General features: G+C 63.0%; 16 protein-coding genes and 1 pseudogene. 11 read left to right on the plus strand and 6 right to left on the minus strand.

Going from position 1 to position 18,084, the window contains the following annotated elements:
• Positions 1-417: 417 nt before the first annotated feature.
• Both CQ12_RS00775 and CQ12_RS00780 read left to right on the plus strand, forming a co-directional pair.
• Positions 418-1,665: pseudogene (locus CQ12_RS00775) on the plus strand (SulP family inorganic anion transporter); the annotation flags it as partial.
• 89 nt (positions 1,666-1,754) lie between these two features.
• A complete protein-coding gene (locus CQ12_RS00780; protein WP_063799650.1) occupies positions 1,755-2,381 on the plus strand; it encodes a pyridoxamine 5'-phosphate oxidase family protein in 627 nt (208 codons plus the stop codon).
• Between the two features lie 98 nt (positions 2,382-2,479).
• Here the strand turns inward: CQ12_RS00780 and CQ12_RS00785 are convergent, their stop codons facing one another.
• The 3 genes from CQ12_RS00785 to CQ12_RS00795 form a co-directional block, all read right to left on the minus strand.
• Positions 2,480-3,061, minus strand: coding sequence for a DUF2889 domain-containing protein (locus tag CQ12_RS00785; protein WP_057833457.1), 582 nt, complete (start codon positions 3,059-3,061; stop codon positions 2,480-2,482).
• Between the two features lie 24 nt (positions 3,062-3,085).
• Positions 3,086-4,063 (minus strand): NADPH:quinone oxidoreductase family protein, encoded by a 978-nt coding sequence (locus CQ12_RS00790; RefSeq protein WP_057833458.1) that lies wholly within the window; start codon positions 4,061-4,063, stop codon positions 3,086-3,088.
• A 77-nt stretch (positions 4,064-4,140) separates the two neighbouring features.
• Entirely contained in the window at positions 4,141-5,214 is a 1,074-nt protein-coding gene (locus CQ12_RS00795) for an LLM class flavin-dependent oxidoreductase (RefSeq protein ID WP_063799651.1), read from the minus strand.
• Between the two features lie 179 nt (positions 5,215-5,393).
• Between CQ12_RS00795 and CQ12_RS00800 the strand changes: the two genes are divergently transcribed.
• Positions 5,394-6,536, plus strand: a complete 1,143-nt coding sequence (locus CQ12_RS00800) for a mechanosensitive ion channel family protein (RefSeq protein WP_083519057.1) — start codon at positions 5,394-5,396, stop codon at positions 6,534-6,536.
• Positions 6,537-6,547: 11 nt separating this feature from the next.
• Here the strand turns inward: CQ12_RS00800 and CQ12_RS00805 are convergent, their stop codons facing one another.
• Positions 6,548-6,979: a DUF6841 family protein gene (locus CQ12_RS00805; RefSeq protein WP_057833460.1), complete on the minus strand. Its 432-nt coding sequence runs from the start codon at positions 6,977-6,979 to the stop codon at positions 6,548-6,550.
• A 180-nt stretch (positions 6,980-7,159) separates the two neighbouring features.
• Between CQ12_RS00805 and CQ12_RS00810 the strand changes: the two genes are divergently transcribed.
• From CQ12_RS00810 to CQ12_RS00825, 4 genes are all read left to right on the plus strand, one after another.
• Complete coding sequence (locus tag CQ12_RS00810) at positions 7,160-7,573, plus strand: DUF3830 family protein (protein WP_057833489.1); 414 nt, start codon at positions 7,160-7,162, stop codon at positions 7,571-7,573.
• A gap of 2 nt (positions 7,574-7,575) precedes the next feature.
• Complete coding sequence (gene puuE, locus CQ12_RS00815) at positions 7,576-8,514, plus strand: allantoinase PuuE (RefSeq protein ID WP_057833461.1); 939 nt, start codon at positions 7,576-7,578, stop codon at positions 8,512-8,514.
• A 4-nt stretch (positions 8,515-8,518) separates the two neighbouring features.
• Positions 8,519-9,745, plus strand: coding sequence for an allantoate amidohydrolase (locus tag CQ12_RS00820; RefSeq protein WP_057833462.1), 1,227 nt, complete (start codon positions 8,519-8,521; stop codon positions 9,743-9,745).
• A gap of 236 nt (positions 9,746-9,981) precedes the next feature.
• Positions 9,982-11,349, plus strand: a complete 1,368-nt coding sequence (locus CQ12_RS00825; RefSeq protein WP_057833463.1) for a hypothetical protein — start codon at positions 9,982-9,984, stop codon at positions 11,347-11,349.
• Here the strand turns inward: CQ12_RS00825 and CQ12_RS00830 are convergent, their stop codons facing one another.
• Positions 11,350-11,898: a YybH family protein gene (locus CQ12_RS00830; protein ID WP_057833464.1), complete on the minus strand. Its 549-nt coding sequence runs from the start codon at positions 11,896-11,898 to the stop codon at positions 11,350-11,352. It abuts the gene before it with no gap.
• A 98-nt stretch (positions 11,899-11,996) separates the two neighbouring features.
• Here CQ12_RS00830 and CQ12_RS00835 point away from each other — a divergent pair, with 98 nt between their 5' ends.
• From CQ12_RS00835 to CQ12_RS00845, 3 genes are all read left to right on the plus strand, one after another.
• The gene (locus CQ12_RS00835; protein ID WP_057833465.1) at positions 11,997-12,992 is read left to right on the plus strand and encodes a LysR family transcriptional regulator; all 996 of its coding nucleotides are present in this window, start codon (positions 11,997-11,999) and stop codon (positions 12,990-12,992) included.
• Positions 12,993-13,169: 177 nt separating this feature from the next.
• Complete coding sequence (locus tag CQ12_RS00840) at positions 13,170-13,880, plus strand: cysteine hydrolase family protein (protein ID WP_057833466.1); 711 nt, start codon at positions 13,170-13,172, stop codon at positions 13,878-13,880.
• A complete protein-coding gene (locus CQ12_RS00845) occupies positions 13,877-15,529 on the plus strand; it encodes a hypothetical protein (protein ID WP_057833467.1) in 1,653 nt (550 codons plus the stop codon). The genes CQ12_RS00840 and CQ12_RS00845 overlap by 4 nt, the downstream gene beginning before the upstream one ends.
• A gap of 202 nt (positions 15,530-15,731) precedes the next feature.
• On the opposite strand, the gene CQ12_RS00850 is transcribed toward CQ12_RS00845, so the two are convergent.
• Positions 15,732-16,586 (minus strand): VOC family protein, encoded by an 855-nt coding sequence (locus CQ12_RS00850; RefSeq protein WP_057833490.1) that lies wholly within the window; start codon positions 16,584-16,586, stop codon positions 15,732-15,734.
• 74 nt (positions 16,587-16,660) lie between these two features.
• On the opposite strand from CQ12_RS00850, the gene CQ12_RS00855 reads away from it, so the two are divergent.
• Positions 16,661-17,965: an NAD(P)/FAD-dependent oxidoreductase gene (locus CQ12_RS00855; protein ID WP_057833468.1), complete on the plus strand. Its 1,305-nt coding sequence runs from the start codon at positions 16,661-16,663 to the stop codon at positions 17,963-17,965.
• Positions 17,966-18,084: the final 119 nt, after the last annotated feature.

Genomic DNA, 18,084 nt, shown 5'->3' on the forward strand with positions numbered 1-18,084 from the left:
GCCGCGCTTCGTCCGACGTGCGCGACACTTCTTTATCGCTCGATAGTGACACCTGTCTGCGGTGGCGTCACGCGCAATCTGACAATTCGTTTTCGGCTGCGTCCTTTTGCGCCTCACATCTGCGATGAAATTCCGCAATGCGAGAATTTCGCCTCGCGGGAACAACGCATGCATGCCACGCGGCGTTGTCGATGGCGTGTGCAGAAGATGCGCACAACTGACAAGCCTCGTCCGGCCTGTCGACGCCGCAAGCGTTGCCGGGTGGCGCGATCGTTCATCGCAACCTCCGGCATGCCGGCGTCGCCCGATGCCGTGCTTTTACGGGTGCGTCTCTGCACGATCACTGTGCAGGCAGGCTTCTGGTTCCGCACCTCTCCCTTCGCTATAATCCGCGAATCCTTCATTGGTTAATCCGCAATGCCTGACGGCTCCGCCACCGCGCATCATTATCGTCCCAAGCTCGTCACCGTTCTGTCGGACGGATACGGCCTCGGCAGCTTCCGAAAGGACATGCTGGCGGCGCTGACGGTTGCGATTGTCGCGCTCCCGCTCTCGATGGCGATCGCCGTCGCCTCGGGCGTATCCCCTGAGCGGGGGCTATACGCCGCCGTCATCGGCGGCTTTTTGGTTTCGGCGCTTGGCGGCAGCCGCTATCAGATCGGCGGTCCCGCCGGCGCGTTCATCGTTCTGGTAGCGGCCACCGTGACGCGGTTCGGCCTCGAAGGGCTGTTGCTGACGGTTTTCATCTCCGGCTTCATGCTGACGCTGATCGGCCTTTTGAGGATCGGCGCGCTGATCCGCTACATTCCGCACGCGGTGACCGTCGGCTTCACCTGCGGCATCGCGGTTACGATCTTTGCCAGCCAGCTGCGGGATCTCGGCGGCCTGAAGCTGCCTGCCGCCGAACCCGGGCCGCTGCTGCCGAAACTTGCAATGCTCGGCCAGTCGTTGCCGACGATCTCACCGGCCGCACTCGCGATCGGCATCGGCTCGGCGGCCCTGATCTTCCTGCTGCGGCGGCTTTCACCGAACCTGCCGGGAATGCTGATCGCGGTCGTGCTGGCCGCGGTCGTCGCGTGGCTGTTCCACCTGCCGGTCGAAACGATTGGCAGCCGTTTCGGCCAGCTTCCGGACGGATTGCCGGGGCCGCACCTACCGACGATCTCGTATGCCACCGTGCTCGAAGTGTTGCCCGCCGCGCTCTCCTTCACGCTGCTGGGGGCGGTCGAGAGCCTGTTGTCCGCAAAGGTTGCCGACGGCATGACCGGGCGCAAGCATCGCTACAACATGGAGGTGGTGGCGCAAGGCATCGCCAACGTCGCCTCCGCTATTTTCGGCGGCATCAGCGTCACCGGGACGATCGCCCGCACCGCAACCAATATCCGCGCGGGCGCGTGCAGTCCGGTTTCCGGCATGGCGCATGCGCTGTTCGTGCTGGTGTTCATGGTCCTTGGAGCCCGGCTCGCAAGCTTCGTTCCGCTGTCGGCGCTGGCGGGCGTCCTCGTCGTGGTCTGCTGGAACATGGCGGAGAAGGAGGAATTCCTTCGCCTGCTTCGCGACTGGCGCAGCGCCGCGGTGCTGATCGCGACCTTCGGCCTGACGCTGGTCGAGGACCTGACCGTCGGCATCATCGCCGGATGCGCACTGGCCGCGGCATTTGCGATCTACGATCGGGCCATGGGACAGCGCGCCGATAGCTAGCAGCTTCAGGGCTTCAGCGTTACAATCCCTTCGCAACAAAGGGAGCTGGCTCGATGTGGCAGCGGCCATTTTATCACGAGGGCATGAGCGAACTGCAGGACCGGTTCGATGGACGGCGCGTCGCGGAAGCGATCGAGCGTCACCGCAAGCATTACGAATTCTGGGATGATGAGAAGGCGTTGATCGAAACCTCTCCCTTCTTCTTCATCGGCACGTCGTGGAACGACTATGTCGATTGCAGCGTCAAGTCCGGCGACCCCGGCTTCGTGAAGGTCGTGGGTCCGAACGTCATCGAATACCCCGAGTATGACGGCAATTCGATGTACCGGACGCTTGGAAATCTCTCGCGAAATCCGAATGTCGGCCTGCTGTTCGTGCGTTTCGACGGCAAGAGCCGAAGAATGCGGATCAACGGCCGCGCGGCGATCCTGGAAGATGCGGAGGCGATGGGTCGGCATTTCGGTGCGAAAGCGGTGGTGCAGATCGAGTGCGAAATCTATCCGAACTGTCCGCGCTATGTGCCCGATCTGGCCGGAGCCACATCGTCGCCTTACGTTCCCCGCGAAGGGCAGGGCACGCCGCCGTCGCCGGAATGGAAGCAGCGCGATTACATCAGGGACATTCTGCCCGCGGGCGATCCGCATGCGGCGGCTGTCAAGTCGGATGAGGGGCCGGCCTAGAGCCTTTTCGGTTCTGATTGAATCAGAACCGGGCTCTGGATTCTTATTCTGACGCGTTTTCTTGACGCGAACCGGCGTCCACTTCGCTCGAAAACGCTCTAGTCCTTCGCTGCCGGCTTGGTCGCGAACTGCGGGAACATCGCGGCGACGACGGGTCCGTCGGTGCGCCATGAATGGCAACCGCCGATGAAGAACGGCCGCTCGCCGGAGGTCTGCTGGTTCTCCAGCGTGTCGCGGCCTTCCGGCTTCCTGCCGTAGGACATGGTCTGGTACAGCGTGGTCACGGCGGGGCCGAGCAATTCCATCAGATGCGTGCAGGTCTCGAGACGGCCGATCTTGCGCCGGACTGTTTCGCGCCAGCCCGGGCCGATGCGCTCGCCGACCAGCCGCTGCAAGATCGGCTCGACCTCGATGCAGGTCGGGTAGGGCGTCGCGCGCATCATCGTCTCAGCCTCGTGGATAATCATGCCTTCATCGATGGCGAGCCGCAGGCCGATGTCATGCACGGGATCGCCCGGCTTCAACTCCTCGCGAAAACGATCGGCGCGCTGGGTGAAGGGTTTGGTGTCCCGCAGCCACGCCTCGACTTCCCAGAGCCCGTCGTCGCGCAGAAAGCCGTCACACTCGACCGATCGCGTGTGCATCAGGCGGCGCGGTTTGTTGGCATTTTCCAGAGACATCGGCCCATATCCTCGACGCGTCGCTCAGCCTAGTTTGATGATCATCTTCCCAAGCGCCGATCGCGACTGCATGGTCTTGAACGCCTCGCGGAAATTCTCGAACGGCACGATCTTGCCGACCACGGGCTGCAATTGGCCCGATGCCAGCCAGTCGAACAATTGCCCCATCAGCCGGGTGTGAGTCTCCGGTTCGCGCTTCTGGATCTGGGCGAGGTCGACGCCGAGCAGGGCGCCGCCCTTGAGCAGCGGCAGGTTGAAGGCCAGCGCCGGAATGGTGCCGGACGCAAACCCGACCACGAGATGCCGTCCGCGCCAGGCGATCGATCGAAACGCCTGCAGCGATACCTCGCCGCCGACGGGATCGTAGATGACATCGGGCCCATGGCCGCCGGTCAATTCCTTCAGCGTGTCGCGCCAGTCTGGCTTGGTGTAGTCGATGGTCTGATCGGCGCCGAAGCGAACGGCGAAGTCGCGCTTCTCCGCCGTCGAGGCGGCGGCGATCACCCGCGCGCCCATCAGCTTGCCGATCTGGACGGCGGCAATGCCGACGCCGCCGGCCGCGCCCAGCACCAGCAATATCTCGTCGGCCTGAAGCGCCGCACGGGCCTCCAGTGCGTAGAGCCCGGTCAGATAATTGGCCTGAAACGATGCGCCGGCTTCGAACGGCACTTGCGGCGGCAGGGGCTTGAGCGCGGCTGACGGCACCGAGATATATTCGGCGAGCGCGCCGGAACGGGTCATGCCGATCACGGGCATGCCCGGCTTGAAGGCGCTGACATCGTCCGCGACAGCCTCGACCGTGCCGGCAAACTCCGTTCCTGGCACGAACGGCAGCGGATCCTTGGTCTGGTAGAGACCCTGTACCTTCAAGCCATCGACGAAGCCGACCGCCGCGGCGCCGATCCTGACACGAACTTCGCCGGCGCCGAGGCCGGGCGTATCGATCTCCCTGATCGAGATACCGTCGATGGAGTTGTAGTTGTCGACGACGACGGCCTTCATGCAAAATCTCTCATGCGTTTTCCTGGTCGACCTCAAGGCCTTGCGAGGGCATCTTGAGGTACGTGCTGACGTGAATTCTATTCGGCCGCTTCCGCCTGCCGGTCGATCGCCAGCGCACCTTGCTTGATGAGCGGAATCAAGTCACGGCCGATCGCCATCGTGTCGTGGGGATTCTCGAAACCCCGCAGCAGGAAGGAGTGAATACCGAGCCGGTAATACTCCAGCACCGCCGCCGCGATCTGCTCGGGCGTTCCGACCAGGCAGGACGTGTTGCCCGGCGCGCCGGTGGCGCGCGCGATCCCCATCCACAGCCGCTCGTCATGCACGTCGCCGCGTGCGGCGTAGCCAAGCAGGCGTTCGGCGGAATGGTTGGTCGGCTGCGGCGCCGCGCCGGTCTTGCGCTCGACATCCGCCAGGAGCGCGTTCGCCTTGTCCCATGCCGCGCCTTCGGTATCCGCCATGATCGGCCGCAGCGACATGTTGAAGCCGACCTGCCGCCCGAAGACGGCGGCGCGCCGGCGGAAAGCCTGCACCCGCTCGCGCGTTTCCTTCAGCGGCTCACCGAAGATCGCGAACACGTCGCAATGTTTGGCGCCCATCTCCAGCGCGCCCTCCGAAGAGCCGCCGAAGAACAGCGGCGGATAGGGCTGCTGATGGGGCTTGATGTCGGAGAACCCGCCCTCGACGCGGTAGAACTCGCCCTTGTGGTCGATCGGGCTATCGCTGGTCCAGAGCTTTTGCATCACCTCGAGATATTCGCCGGCGCGGCGATAGCGGTCGTTCTTCCCCAGGAAGTCGCCCTCGCTGGCCTGATCCGCATCGCTGGTGCCGGCGATGATGTGCAGCGCCATCCGCCCCTGCGTAAGCTGGTCGAAGGTCGCGACCTGCCGTGCCGCCAGCGCCGGCGCCACCGAGCCCGGCCGGTGCGCGATCAGGAACTTGATCCGTTCGGTGTGATCGGCCGCATAAAGCGCAATCGCAAAACCTTCAGCGGCGGAAGCATAATATCCGACCAGCACGGAATCATAGTTCCACTGCTCGTGCAGACGGGTGAAGTCGATCACCCATTGGCGCGATATCTGTCCCTTGATGAGGTGAACCGCGACGCCCTCCTGCTGGGTGCCGATCATTCCGATGATTCTTGCTGGCATTGGCGCGTCCCTGGTTCCCTCGTGCTTGTTCCGAATGAAACGCGTAAGGCGAAGGGAAAGCAAGCAAACCCAACGAATAGCGAAATGCGCTCAGTGAATTGCTGCGCTGCGTCAGATGCGGGACCAATGCACGGGTCAATGCGTTAGCGGCCGAACGTCGCTGCAGCGGGGAATCCTGCATGGAAGATCTTCTGTCAAAATTCGAACAGATGTTTGGCTGGGTGCCGGAATGGGCGATCGGATTCGGCCTCGTCGTCGGTGCCATCGTCATTGCGCTGTTCATCTACGGTATAGCCGCGAGAATCATCAGGCGCGTGGTTTCAGCGCGCTGGCCGGCGGTGACGTTGCTTCTGCAGCGGATTGCGGGTCCAGCCCGGCTGGCGCTGTGCCTCGTGGCCGTGGCGCTGGTGCTGCCGCTGGCGCCGCTGAACGACGTGCTGCGCGAACAGCTCCGGCACTTTTTCGTCGTGGCCGTCATCGCCCTGATCGGATGGATCACGGTTCGCGCCGTCGACATGGGCGCCGCCCGTTATCTGCAGCGGTTCCGGCTCGATACCGATGAGAACTTTCTCGCCCGCAAGCACGTCACCCAGGTGCGCGTCTTCAAGCGCGTGATCGATACGCTGATCATCCTGATCGCGATCTCGACCGCCCTGATGACCTTCGAATCCGTCAAGCAATACGGCGTCAGCCTGTTCGCGTCCGCCGGCGCCGCCGGCCTGATCGTCGGCCTTGCCGCAAGGCCGCTGCTCTCAAACCTGATCGCGGGGGTCCAGATCGCGATCACGCAGCCGATCCGGATCGAGGATGCCGTCATCATCGAGAACGAATGGGGATGGGTCGAGGACATCGCCTCGACCTATGTCGTGGTCCGTCTCTGGGACTGGCGGAGGATGGTGGTGCCGCTGTCCTACTTCATCGAGCGTCCGTTCCAGAACTGGACCCGCGACACCCAATCGCTGATCGGCGCCATCGCCTTTCATGTCGACTACTGCACCGATGTCTCGCGGATCAGGCAGCGGCTCGAGCAGGCCGTGCGTGAATCCAAATTGTGGGACGGTGCGGTGGTCAATCTCCAGGTGATCGAGGCCAGCCCGCGGGCGATCGAGCTTCGGGCGCTGGTCAGCGCGAGGTCCGCGCCGCAATCCTGGGACCTCCGCTGCGAGATCAGGGAAAAACTGCTGGCCTTCATTCGCGAGGAGATGCCCGAAGCATTCCCGCGCGAGCGCGCCATGGTATCGCCTCCGATCGCCGATCTCGGCGGTGCGTTCGAGCATGGCGATGCGCGGTCGCGGCCGATGCCAGTGCGGGCTCACAGTTGAGCACCACGGCTCTAGATGATGCCGTGCTGCTTCAGAAGCGCCTGCTCATCGCCGGACACCCAGCCAAACACCTTTGCGTCGCCATCCAGCTTCTGGACCAGGTAGTGAACATCGAAATCGATAATTGTATCGTTTTGATCCGTGCGGGCATAAGTCGCGCTCCAGGAGACATGAGCCACGCAGTGATGCTCATCGATCGGTGAGAGACGAATATGACTGATACGCATCCCTTTGGTCCCGATCGCGCGATAGTGCGCGTACCCTTGTGCCATGACCTGCTTTAGCTGCTCGTCGTTCTTCCCGGTCATGACCCCGGCAGGCGAGGCCGCGATAAAATCCGAGGCATAGAGCGAAGCGACCTCATCCATATCCGAGTTCCCCTCGAGGGAGTGTTTGAAGAAGCTCTCATATCGCTCGAACAGCTTCCTTACGGCGTTCTCCATAAATCGTTTTCCCGGGTTGAAATCTGGCGTCTCCAGCAACGCCGTTCTCGGGCAATTCGATCCATGCTGCTCCGGCTCAGGCCCCGACGGGGGCCGGAATTGGCCTTGCTTCCGCTGGTTCCGGCTGTAATGGATACGGCTGAACTTTCGTCCTTTACCTGTATCCAGAAGAAGAGATCGATGAGCCAACTGATTGTCCGCGCCGGTGAATTCACCTTCGAGGCCCGTTTCGAGGAGCAACTGGCGCCCAAGACGGTCGCTGCCTTCCGCAAGGCGATGCCGTTCGAGAGCCAGGCGATTCATGTCCGCTGGAGCGGCGAGGGGGTCTGGATGCCGCTCGGCGATCTCGATTTCGGCGTCTCCTACGAGAACCACACCAGCTATCCCGCGCCCGGCCAGATCATCCTCTATCCCGGCGGCATCAGCGAGACCGAAATCCTGCTGGCCTATGGCGGCGTACATTTCGCCAGCAAGATGGGCCAGCTTGCCGGCAATCACTTCATTACCCTGACCTCGGGACTGGAGAACCTGACGGCGTTCGGCAAGACCGTGCTGTGGAAGGGCGCGCAGAAAATCCGCTTCGAGGAAGTCTGATCATGGCCGCGCCGGTCTACCCGCGCGACTTCCGCGGCTACGGCCGCAACCCGCCGGATCCGAAGTGGCCCGGCAACGCGCGCGTGGCCGTCCAGTTCGTCGTGAATTTCGAGGAGGGCGGCGAGAACAATGTTCTCGACGGCGATCGCGCCTCGGAGGCCTTTTTGTCCGACGTGCTGGGTGCGCAACCCTGGCCGGGGCAGCGCCACGCCAATATCGAGTCGATGTTCGAATATGGCTCGCGCGCCGGCTTCTGGCGACTGTGGCGGATGTTCACCGAACGCAATCTGCCGGCCACCGTGTTCGGCGTCGCCAAGGCGCTGAAGCGAAATCCGGACATCGTCGCCGCCATGAAGGAGGCGGGCTGGGACATCGCCAGCCATAGCCTGCGATGGATCGAGCACAAGGACATGTCGGAGAACGAGGAGCGGACCGAGATCGCGGCCGCAATCCGCGTTCACACCGAGGCGACCGGCGCACGCCCGCTCGGCTGGTACACCGGCCGCTCCTCGATCAACACATTGCGGCTTCTGATGGAGGCCGGCGGCCTGCTTTATCTCTGCGACTCCTATGCCGACGACCTGCCATACTGGATCAAGTCGCGCGGCTCGAAACCGCACCTGGTGATCCCCTACACGCTTGATGCCAACGACATGCGGTTCATCAACGCGCAGGGCTTTGGCGGCGGCGATGAATTCTTCACCTACCTCAAGGACAGCTTTGACGTTCTTTATGCGGAAGGCGAGATCGCGCCGAAGATGATGTCGGTCGGCCTGCACTGCCGGGTCGTCGGTCGCCCCGGCCGCGCCGCGGCACTGATGCGGTTTCTCGACTATATCGGAAAGCACGAGCGCGTCTGGGTGCCGACGCGGCTGCAGATCGCCGAGCACTGGCGCGCCAATCTGGCTCATCTCGCCGACGACGCTTTCGATATTGGATGAAGCCATGCTCGGCGATGAAATCGTAAGCCGCATCAACCAGCTCGGGGCGATTTCGGAGACCGGCGATAATCTGACGCGGATCTTCCTGTCGCCCGAGCATCGTACCGCGGCCGATCTCATCCTGTCGTGGATGAAGGATGCGGGCATGGCCGCCCGTCTCGACGCCATAAGCAATGTCTGCGGCCGCTACGAAGGTGACCGCCCCGGGCTGCCGTGCCTGATGCTGGGCTCGCATTACGACACCGTGCGCGACGCCGGCAAATGGGACGGTCCGCTCGGGGTCATCACGGCGATTGCCTGCGTCGCCGACCTGAACCGGCGCGGCGTGCGGCTGCCGTTCGCGGTCGAGATCGTCGGTTTTGCCGACGAGGAGGGCGTGCGGTTTGCCTCCACGCTGCTCGGCAGCCGGGCTATCGCCGGAACGTTTGAGGCGAGCGTTCTCGACGCGCGCGATGCAACCGGCCTCACCATGCGCGAGGCGATGGTGCAATTCGGCCTTGACCCCGGCCGCATCGGCGACGCGGCACGGAAGCGGGGCGAACTGCATGCCTATGTCGAGCTGCACATCGAGCAGGGACCGGTGCTCGAGCAACAGAACCTTCCGGTAGGCGTGGTGACGGCGATCTCCGGCGCCACCCGGCTGGCGGCGCACCTCACCGGCATGGCCGGTCATGCCGGCACCGTGCCGATGGCGCTGCGGCGCGACGCGCTGGCCGGCGCGGCCGAATGCATCGTCTCGGTCGAGCAGTTCTGCAAGGCGGATAGCGCAGGTCTCGTCGGTACCGTCGGCGTCATCAACGCGATGCCGGGCGCCACCAACGTGATCCCCGGTCGCGTCTCCTTCGCCCTCGACATCCGCGCTCCGGCGGATCAACACCGCAAGCAGGCCGTCGCCGAGATCGTGCGGCAGATCGAGGCGATCGCAAAGCGCCGTGAACTGTCGCTCCAGATCGACGTCACCCACGAAAACCGCACGGCGCCCTGCGCGCCCTGGCTGAAAGCGCAAATGGCGGAAGCCGTTGCGACCGAAGGCCTCAGTGCGTTCGAACTGCCGAGCGGCGCCGGGCATGACGGCATGGCGATGATCGATATATCAGATGTCGCCATGCTCTTCGTGCGCTGCCGCGGCGGCATCAGCCATAACCCGGCCGAGCATGTTGAACCCGCCGACGCCGATGCCGGTGCACGCGTGCTGCTGCGGTTCGTCGAGAACTTTAGGCCAAAGGCATGACGGCGGGGCCTGATCGTAGGATGGGTAGAGCGCAGCGAAACCCATCACCTTGCTGACGGGATACATTTGACGAGCATGATGGGTTTCGCTTCGCTCTACCCATCCGACAGGCCGCCGCGTCCGCTTTATGACAATGTGATGACATCATGAGTCATCTGGCAGAAATACGAATCGACGATGTCTGGGGCACCAATGCGTGGTAGTCGAAACCACGGAAACCTCGTTCGTTCAGGCAGATGCACCGTCACATTTCAATTTCATCCCATCGCGAATACCGATTTTATCAGGGTCCGTTTTCCTCCTGTGTCGCCAACGGTATTCAGGCCGTCAATTTTCTCGGTGATCGATTCCTGAGAAAGTATCGCCCATCGGCTGGCATCGAGGATCTGTACACGCACTCGGTCAACAGTGCCTTTTCTCCGCAGGAAGCCTTTCTGGTCACGGGCGCCCCGCACGCTTCCGCCTATTATCCGCGGGACTTTGCCTGGTTTTATCCCGATGTTCTCGATCCCGAGACCATTATGGATTCCGAGGACGCCGTCCGCAGGGTTCGCCTGCTCGAAAAGAGCGTCCGGCTGATGCTGGAGGCCGTCCGCGCCGATGTCGTTACCACGACCATCGTTCCCGCAGGCGGCGATCGATACATCGGCGTCAATTACTTCTCGCTGCCGTCGGATACGCTGCTGGGCATCCTCGCCGGTCTGGAACAGATCATGCGGGCGGACCAGAGGGCGTCTTCATTCTTGGCGATGGCGCAAGGCGCGCATGCCGGCCGCCTGTTGCTTGCCGAATATCGCGAGGACCTGAAGAAGGCGATACTTCAATTAGCCGGCGCGCTGCAGCCGTTCGACGACAACGGCCTCACCGCTTTGTTGTGCGACGTAAACGCACCTCGTTCCGCGGCGACGGATACCCGCGCCGAGCGAAGGCGTTTCGTCACCAACGCATGCGTCTACGCGACTTTTGTGCACGGCATCCGGATGGGCGTGATCGACCGGATCGAGCTGGAAGGGGTGCTCGGACGCGCGCTCCCACAGTATAAAACGGAGCTGCTCGGGCTGTTTGGCAAGCACGGCTATATCAGGCATTCCCTGGATTCCGGGAGCGAGCCGGGGGCGTCTTCCGTTGCGCTCGATTTCGTCAATGTGCAGGAAGGATTTTGGGATCTCGGTAACGAGAGCGAGCGCGCGCTGTTCGCGGCCACAACCGATTTGATACTTGGCGAGCCGCGATTTCGAATCCGCGATATGTCTCTCTTCCTGGTATCCGCCGATAATCCGCAGACCAAGATGATCCACAAGATTGCGGCTCCGGCATACCAGGGGCGTTCCTGCTGGCCGACGTTCAACGTCGAATTCGCCGACCGCATGCTGGAGTACGATGAGTTTTCCGGCACCGACACGTATAGGTCCTGCGCCCGCGATATTTTGAGGGACATCCGCACCGCGACCGAAACGCACGGCGGATATCAGGAGCTGCTGTCGGAGCGGGGCCTCAAGTATCGCACGTGGGCCTATCAGAGCGCGGTTGCGCACTCCTGGTTTCCACGTTTCCTATCGGTCTGGCGGCGGGCATTCGGGACGCCGCTGCTCAACAGGAACTAGTCAGCGACCTTCGAGCTTTGCGCCGCGGGCCAGTGCGGCTGCGGTCTCAAGTCCGACGTTTCGGACCAGCGGGTCGGCATGGCGGTGAACCAGCCACCACTCTGCGCCTTGCCTGCGATAGACCAGCGTAACCCGCAGCGACCAGTCCTGATCCGGCAAGCCGCCGACCTCGCCGTGCTCACGCTCGATCACGGCAAGGACGGCCAGATCGCCCGATGCGTAGGATTGGACCAATTCGATTTTGGCATCGCCGTTTCTGAAATAGCTGGCAAGCCGCGCCAGCCGCTCGGGACTCATGTCAAAACCCCGGCTGGCTTCACCGCCAAACGGCTGCATCAGGGTAAAGTCATCGGCGATGCGCGTCAGGCCAGCCCATTTGTCCATGTCGCCGCGCATGAAAGCCGAAGCCCGCGCTTCGGTCGTTCTGACCAGGTCGACAAGTTCCTGCTCTGAAACTGTCGAGGTCGGCTCCTGCGCGGCGCTGGCCGACAGTGGCATGGCGAGTGCGGCCTTCAGAGCCAGGCGGCTCCAGCGGTTCGATTTGAACATCTCGGTGTCCTTCCATTCAGGTTGAGCCGGCGACTTCCGGCGGTGATGCCCAGATCGCACTTCAATCATGCTGAATCCAGTGATATGATTTCAGCACTATGCTGAAGCAAATTGATCTATCCCGGACCGATCTCAACCTGCTCGCGTTGTTCGAGATCGTCTTTCAGGAGCGGCACGTCGGCCGGTCGGCGGAGCGGCTGCATCTTTCGCCGTCCGCCATCAGCCATGGACTTGGCCGCTTGCGCACGCTGCTTGGCGACCCCTTGTTTCTCAAGACCCCGAAAGGCGTCGTTCCGACGGAGCGCGCCCTTCAGCTCGCGCCGTCAGTGGCTGAAATTCTCACGCGTGTCCGCGGAGTCGTTTCGTCGGCTGCGCCGTTTGATCCACGACACTCGACGCGCCGCTTCGTCATTGGCGCGCCCGATGGCGCGTCGTCGGTCATCATGCCTTCGCTGCTGGAGAGGTTGCATCAGGCGGCGCCAGGCATCGATCTGGGCATTCGGCAGCTCCTACCGGTGCAAGGCTTCACTGCGCCTCATCTTGCATGGAAGGATGCGTTGAAGGAGCTCGAAGACCGAACGATGGATATCGCGATCATTCCCTTTGACGATATTCCGGTCCGTTTCCATAAGCAGGCGCTCTACGAGGAAGAGTTCGTCATTGCTGCGCGCAAGGGGCAATCCTTTGTGCGCAACCCGACCCTTCAACGCTACTGCGAGGCGGAACATCTCGTCGTTTCGCATACTGGCGATGTTTCCGGATTTGTGGATGTTGAACTTGCCAAGAAAGGCTTGACGCGGCGCGTTGCCCTGACCGTGCCGAATTTCAATTTCGCAATTTCGGTGCTGACCGAAACCGAGATGGTTTCTGCGCTGCCGAGGCGGTTCGTGGAGATCCATGGCGCTCGCTTCAATGTCATCGCCGTCAAGGCGCCGCTGCCGCTGCCACGCTTCTCGATCAATATGGTCCTGCCGAAAGTGGCGATGATGGATACCGGGCTTGCCTGGCTGGTCGAGTTACTGGGACAGGTTTGCACAACAAACGGTTGGTCATCAGCTCGATCGGGCAAACGCAGTCGCAGCATGCACAGCTAATAAGCAATTGCTCGCTTGTGGTGCTTTCGATGAGGGCGAGCCACGATCGGTATCGACGAGTAACGGACTGACAATACGACCGATTTTCTTCAGACCCGCCGCCTGACGCCATTGTACACAATGGCATGCGCCTTGCTTGCCTTACCCGGGAGTTGTCTCGTTCGGGGCGCGTACGTCATGGCGAACTCAGCAAAGCTCGTAGCCGAGCCGGAGCCGATCGAGATCGACTGGTCGGTCACCGCGCTTCTCATCATCGACATGCAGCGCGATTTCATGGAGCCCGGCGGCTTCGGCGAGACGCTCGGCAATGACGTCAGCCAGCTTGCGCGGGCGGTGAAGCCGATCGCAGCCGTGCTGGATGCGGCGCGCGGGGCCGGCATGCTGGTCATCCATACCCGCGAAGGTCATCTGCCCGATCTTTCCGATGCGCCGTCGGCCAAGGTCGAGCGCGGCGCGCCGTCCTTGCGCATTGGCGATCCCGGCCCGATGGGTCGCATTCTCATTCGCGGCGAGCCCGGCCATGACATCATTCCCGAATTGTATCCGCTCGACACCGAGATCGTGATCGACAAGCCGGGCAAGGGTGCGTTCTACGCCACGGAGCTTGGTGAGGTGCTGCAGCGTTACGGCATCGAGAACATTCTGGTGTGTGGTGTCACCACTGAGGTCTGCGTCAACACCACCGTGCGTGAGGCCAACGACCGCGGCTATCGCTGCGTGGTGCTCGCGGATGGCTGCGCATCCTATTTTCCAGAGTTTCACGAGATGGGCCTGAAGATGATCAAGGCCCAGGGCGGCATCTTCGGCTGGGTCTCGGACTCGGCCGCGGTGCTGGAAGCACTTTCACCGGAGATTCCAACAACGGCAGTAGCGGGGGCATCACGATGAGCACGACGGGGACATCAGCACCATCCACCTTCAAGCCGGCATTGTGGACGCCGGGCGACTGGAACGCGCTGTTCGGCTTTGGCACCAACATCCTCGTCAACATGCTGGTGCTGACCGAGCTGCTGCGCTTCGTGCTGAAGATGCCTGACTCGATCGTGTTCGGCCGCATCCTGCCGGCGCTCGGCCTGATGATGTGCCTCTCGACCTTCTACTACGCATATCTCGCCTACAAGCTCGCACAGAAGACCGGTCGCAACGACGTCTGCGCGCTGCCGTCAGGCGTCAGCGTGCCGCACATGTTCATCGTCACCTTCGTGATCATGCTGCCGATCACGCTCAAGACCGGCGATCCCGTCAAGGGCTGGTCGGCCGGTCTCGTCTGGGTGTTCTTCCAGAGCTTTATCCTGATGATCGGCGGCTTCATCGCGCCGTACATCCGCAAGATCACTCCGCGCGCGGCGCTGCTCGGTACGCTCGCCGGTGTTTCGATCACCTTCATCTCGATGCGGCCGGCGCTGGAAATGTACATGACGCCGCAGATCGGCCTGATCTGCTTTGCCATCATCCTGGTGGCGTGGTTCGGCGGCGTGAAATACCCGAAGGGAATTCCGGCTGGCCTCGTCGCCATTGCCGCGGGCATGCTGATCGCCTGGGGTTCGAACCTGTTCGGCCTCGGGCTCGGTGGCCTGAGCCTGAAAGGCCTCGGCGATGCCTTTGCCAATTTCGGCTTCTCGGTGCCGCTGCCGGCCTTCGGCCACGTCTTTTCGGGTTTCGAATTCCTCGGCATCATTCTGGTGACGGCTATACCGTTCGGCATCTACGATCTCGTCGAAGCCATGGACAATGTCGAAAGCGCGGAAGCGGCCGGCGACGAGTACCCGACCACGCGCGTGCTCACCGCCGACGGCGTCGTCAGCCTGATCGGCTGCCTGATGGGCAACCCCTTCATCAACGCGGTCTATATCGGCCATCCCGGCTGGAAGACGATGGGCGGGCGGATCGGCTATTCCGCCGCGACCGGCGTCATGGTGGTGCTGCTGTCATGGTTCGGCATCATCTCGGTGCTGCTGGCGCTGGTGCCGGTGGTCGCGATCTCGCCGATCCTGCTCTATATCGGCATGCTGATCGGCGCGCAGGCGTTCCAGACTACGCCGGTCAAGCATGCGCCGGCGATCGTGCTGGCGTTGACGCCGCATCTTGCCGCGTGGGCCAAGCTCCAGATCGACACCATGCTCGGCGCGAGCATGGCCGCCGCCCAGACCGTCGGCGGTCTCGCCGCCGACAAGGTCGACGCCGTGAAGGCCGCGGCCATCGCCTCGCTGCCGCAGCAGGGCGTGATCTATCACGGCTTGGAAGTGATGGGCGGTGGCGCGATCCTCGCCGGCCTCGTGCTCGGCGCAATCGGCGTGTTCGTCATCGAGCGCGACTTCATGAAGGCCTCAGCCTTCGCGCTCGCCGGTGCGGTCATGACCTATTTCGGTTTCATGCATGGCGAAGCCGTCGGTATCGGCGGCGGACTTGGTGTGACACCGGGCGTGGCGCTGGCCTATGCGGTGGTGGCGGCGGGTTTGTTCGCGCTGGCGAAGAATAGTCCTGCCGTCGACTACAGCGCGCATCCGGAAGTGCCGGCCGCAGCGCCGGCGGAGTGAGTCATCTCACCCTTCATGGTGAGGAGTGTGAAGCGCGTCTCGAAGGATGAGGTCTGACAAAGCCCTGCGTAGGGTGGGCAAAGCGAAGCGTGCCCACCATCTGTCCGATCCAGTGACCTGATTGGTGGGCACGCTTCGCTTTGCCCACCCTACGAATCTGTGCAGCGTTTCACCTGCATCGCGTCCAGGACGCGCACTATTTCTACCCCTTCACAAACGCGAGCATCGTGCCGTTCCCATCAGCCGGCGGCACGACAACACCGCCGGCGCTTTTCACACCGGCAGCACCGAGCGCCTTCTCCGCCGCCACGACATCAGCCACAATCACCAGCCCCGCGCCGCCGCGCTCGGGCAGGCCGGCCAGCGACACGCCGGGATAGCGCTTGCCGAGTTGATCCTTGGTCAGGAACACGAAATCCGCCCGATCGCCGCCGGAGGGCACCACGACCGCGCCATCCGCCTCGTTGCGCGTCTCGCGATCGATCATCTTGGCCAGATGCGCGGCTTCCGTGGCCGGTGCGGGCGCGACCATCAGCACCTGCTTCAGCCGTTTCGCGCCATTGGCGTGCTTCATCAGTTCGGGAATCCAGACCGTCTCGCGGGTCTTGTGCTGGCAGGCGAAGATGCGCACGCCGCCCGGCGCTTCCGCCGTCGGCCACTGGAAGGTGCGGAATTTGGCTGCGGACACCGTTCCGTCAGGCATCGTCACCGGCCGCTCGAAATCGGTGGGGCCAACAGGCGGATAGCCGCGTGCGCGAATCTCTTCCGCGCCTTCGGCAGAATCCACCGCCGTGAACGCGATGCGCTCGATGCCTTCGCCGTTCTTTTCGAGATAGGCCCGCGCCGGAGCATTATGTTCCGTCGGCTGGAGCACGCCGAGCAATTCCATATAGTCGGGGTCGAACATGATGGTGTAGTTGCCCGATCCCATATGCGCGCTGTGGGTGCCGCGCGGCGACACGGTGAAGCCGAGCCGCTTGTAGTTTTCGGCGGCTTTGTCGAGATCCTTCACCATGACCACGGCGTGATCGATTCCGATGACGTTTTTGAGTGCCACTCTTTTGTTTCCCTGCATGCGGTTAGGGGGCTAAACTAAGCAGAACGAAAAGGCCGCCGCAAGAAAGGATACCGATGAGTACGCGCAACGTCCGCTGGCCCGATTCACTATGGGCGGCCGTGACGCCATCCGGGCCCGAATTGCCCGAACTTACCGGCACGCAGCAGGCGGATGTCATCGTGATCGGCGGCGGTTTCACCGGCCTTTCCACCGCGCTGCATCTGCGCGAAGCCGGCGTCGATGTCGCCATCGTCGAGGCCGCGGAGCCGGGCTGGGGCGCTTCGGGACGCAACAACGGCCAGGTGATCCCGACGCTGTCGCGGCCCGATCCAGAGGATATCGTTACAAAGCACGGCGAGGCCGGAGAGCGTTTTGTCGGCATGCTGCGCGACAGCGCGTCCTATCTCTTCGACCTGACAAGGCGTTACAATATCGACGCCGAAGGAGAGCAGGCCGGCTGGGTGCAGCCGGTGCATTCGCCCGGCCGCATCAAGATCGCCGAGCGGCGGGTGCGGCAGTGGTCGAAATTCGGCGCACCGGTTGAGTTGCTCTCGCGCGAGCAGACGCGCGACATGCTGGGCTCCGACGCGTGGTTCGGCGGCTTCTGGAACAGGACCGGCGGCCACATCAATCCGCTGGCGCTGGCCCGGGGTCTCGCGCGCACCGTGCTCGGGCTCGGCGCGCGCATCTATGCACGTTCGCCGGCGGAAAGCTTTGAGCGGCGTGGCGACCGCTGGGTGGTCAGGACGGCGAGGGGAGAGATTTCCGGCCGCGCGCTGGTCGTGGCAACCAATGCCTATAGCGGCGAGTTTTCAAAGTCGCTGGTGCCTCAGATTGCGCAGGAAGTGATGCCGGTATTGTCCTGGCAGATGGCGACGCAGCCTTTGTCCGATAATGTCCGCAAGACCATCATCCCGGGACGGCAGGCGATGTCGGACACCCACGGTGAACTCTATTTTGCGCGCTATGACGCGCGCAATCGCCTCGTCACCGGCGGCGCGGTGATCGGCCCCGGCAACAAGGTCGAGCGGATCAAGGCGCGGGTCACGGAGCGGCTGCAGCGGCTGTGGCCGCAGATCGGCGAGGTCTCGTTCGATTATGTCTGGAATGGCTATGTCGGCATGACCACGGATTTTCTGCCGCGCATTCACAAGCTCGGACCGAACGCCTATGGCTGGACCGGCTGCAACGGCCGCGCCGTGGCGCTGACCATGCCGCTCGGCAATGAACTGGCCAAGGCCGTCCGCGGCGAGCCGGAGAAAGAGCTGGCATTGCCGTTTACCGAGCCGGTGCCGATCGTCGCCCACGGCGTCCTGCGCAAGCTCGCGCCGCTGATGCTGCTGGTCTATCGCCGAAGAGATGCGCGCGAGATGGCGTGAAGAACGATGGCCTCTCTCTAGGGCGTACTCATAAATCCGGGACTACCAGCTTCGAGAGTGGAGCGGACACGCGGCAGCGATGCCGGAATGTCGCCTTGTGATCCCAAAGCTGATGCACC

Origin of the sequence: Bradyrhizobium jicamae (assembly GCF_001440395.1) — a bacterium.
Taxonomy (GTDB): Bacteria; Pseudomonadota; Alphaproteobacteria; order Rhizobiales; family Xanthobacteraceae; genus Bradyrhizobium; species Bradyrhizobium jicamae.

Bases quoted from the DNA above. Each gene is read 5' to 3' on its own strand.
- CQ12_RS00800 (WP_083519057.1), top strand. From the start codon at position 5,394: ATGGAAGATCTTCTGTCAAAATTCGAACAGATGTTTGGCTGGGTGCCG.
- CQ12_RS00855 (WP_057833468.1), top strand. From the start codon at position 16,661: ATGAGTACGCGCAACGTCCGCTGGCCCGATTCACTATGGGCGGCCGTG.
- CQ12_RS00840 (WP_057833466.1), top strand. From the start codon at position 13,170: ATGGCGAACTCAGCAAAGCTCGTAGCCGAGCCGGAGCCGATCGAGATC.
- CQ12_RS00830 (WP_057833464.1), bottom strand. From the start codon at position 11,898: ATGTTCAAATCGAACCGCTGGAGCCGCCTGGCTCTGAAGGCCGCACTC.
- CQ12_RS00820 (WP_057833462.1), top strand. From the start codon at position 8,519: ATGCTCGGCGATGAAATCGTAAGCCGCATCAACCAGCTCGGGGCGATT.
- CQ12_RS00785 (WP_057833457.1), bottom strand. From the start codon at position 3,061: ATGTCTCTGGAAAATGCCAACAAACCGCGCCGCCTGATGCACACGCGA.
- CQ12_RS00810 (WP_057833489.1), top strand. From the start codon at position 7,160: ATGAGCCAACTGATTGTCCGCGCCGGTGAATTCACCTTCGAGGCCCGT.
- CQ12_RS00780 (WP_063799650.1), top strand. From the start codon at position 1,755: ATGTGGCAGCGGCCATTTTATCACGAGGGCATGAGCGAACTGCAGGAC.
- CQ12_RS00790 (WP_057833458.1), bottom strand. From the start codon at position 4,063: ATGAAGGCCGTCGTCGTCGACAACTACAACTCCATCGACGGTATCTCG.
- CQ12_RS00795 (WP_063799651.1), bottom strand. From the start codon at position 5,214: ATGCCAGCAAGAATCATCGGAATGATCGGCACCCAGCAGGAGGGCGTC.
- CQ12_RS00825 (WP_057833463.1), top strand. From the start codon at position 9,982: ATGCACCGTCACATTTCAATTTCATCCCATCGCGAATACCGATTTTAT.
- CQ12_RS00805 (WP_057833460.1), bottom strand. From the start codon at position 6,979: ATGGAGAACGCCGTAAGGAAGCTGTTCGAGCGATATGAGAGCTTCTTC.
- CQ12_RS00845 (WP_057833467.1), top strand. From the start codon at position 13,877: ATGAGCACGACGGGGACATCAGCACCATCCACCTTCAAGCCGGCATTG.
- CQ12_RS00835 (WP_057833465.1), top strand. From the start codon at position 11,997: ATGCTGAAGCAAATTGATCTATCCCGGACCGATCTCAACCTGCTCGCG.
- puuE (WP_057833461.1), top strand. From the start codon at position 7,576: ATGGCCGCGCCGGTCTACCCGCGCGACTTCCGCGGCTACGGCCGCAAC.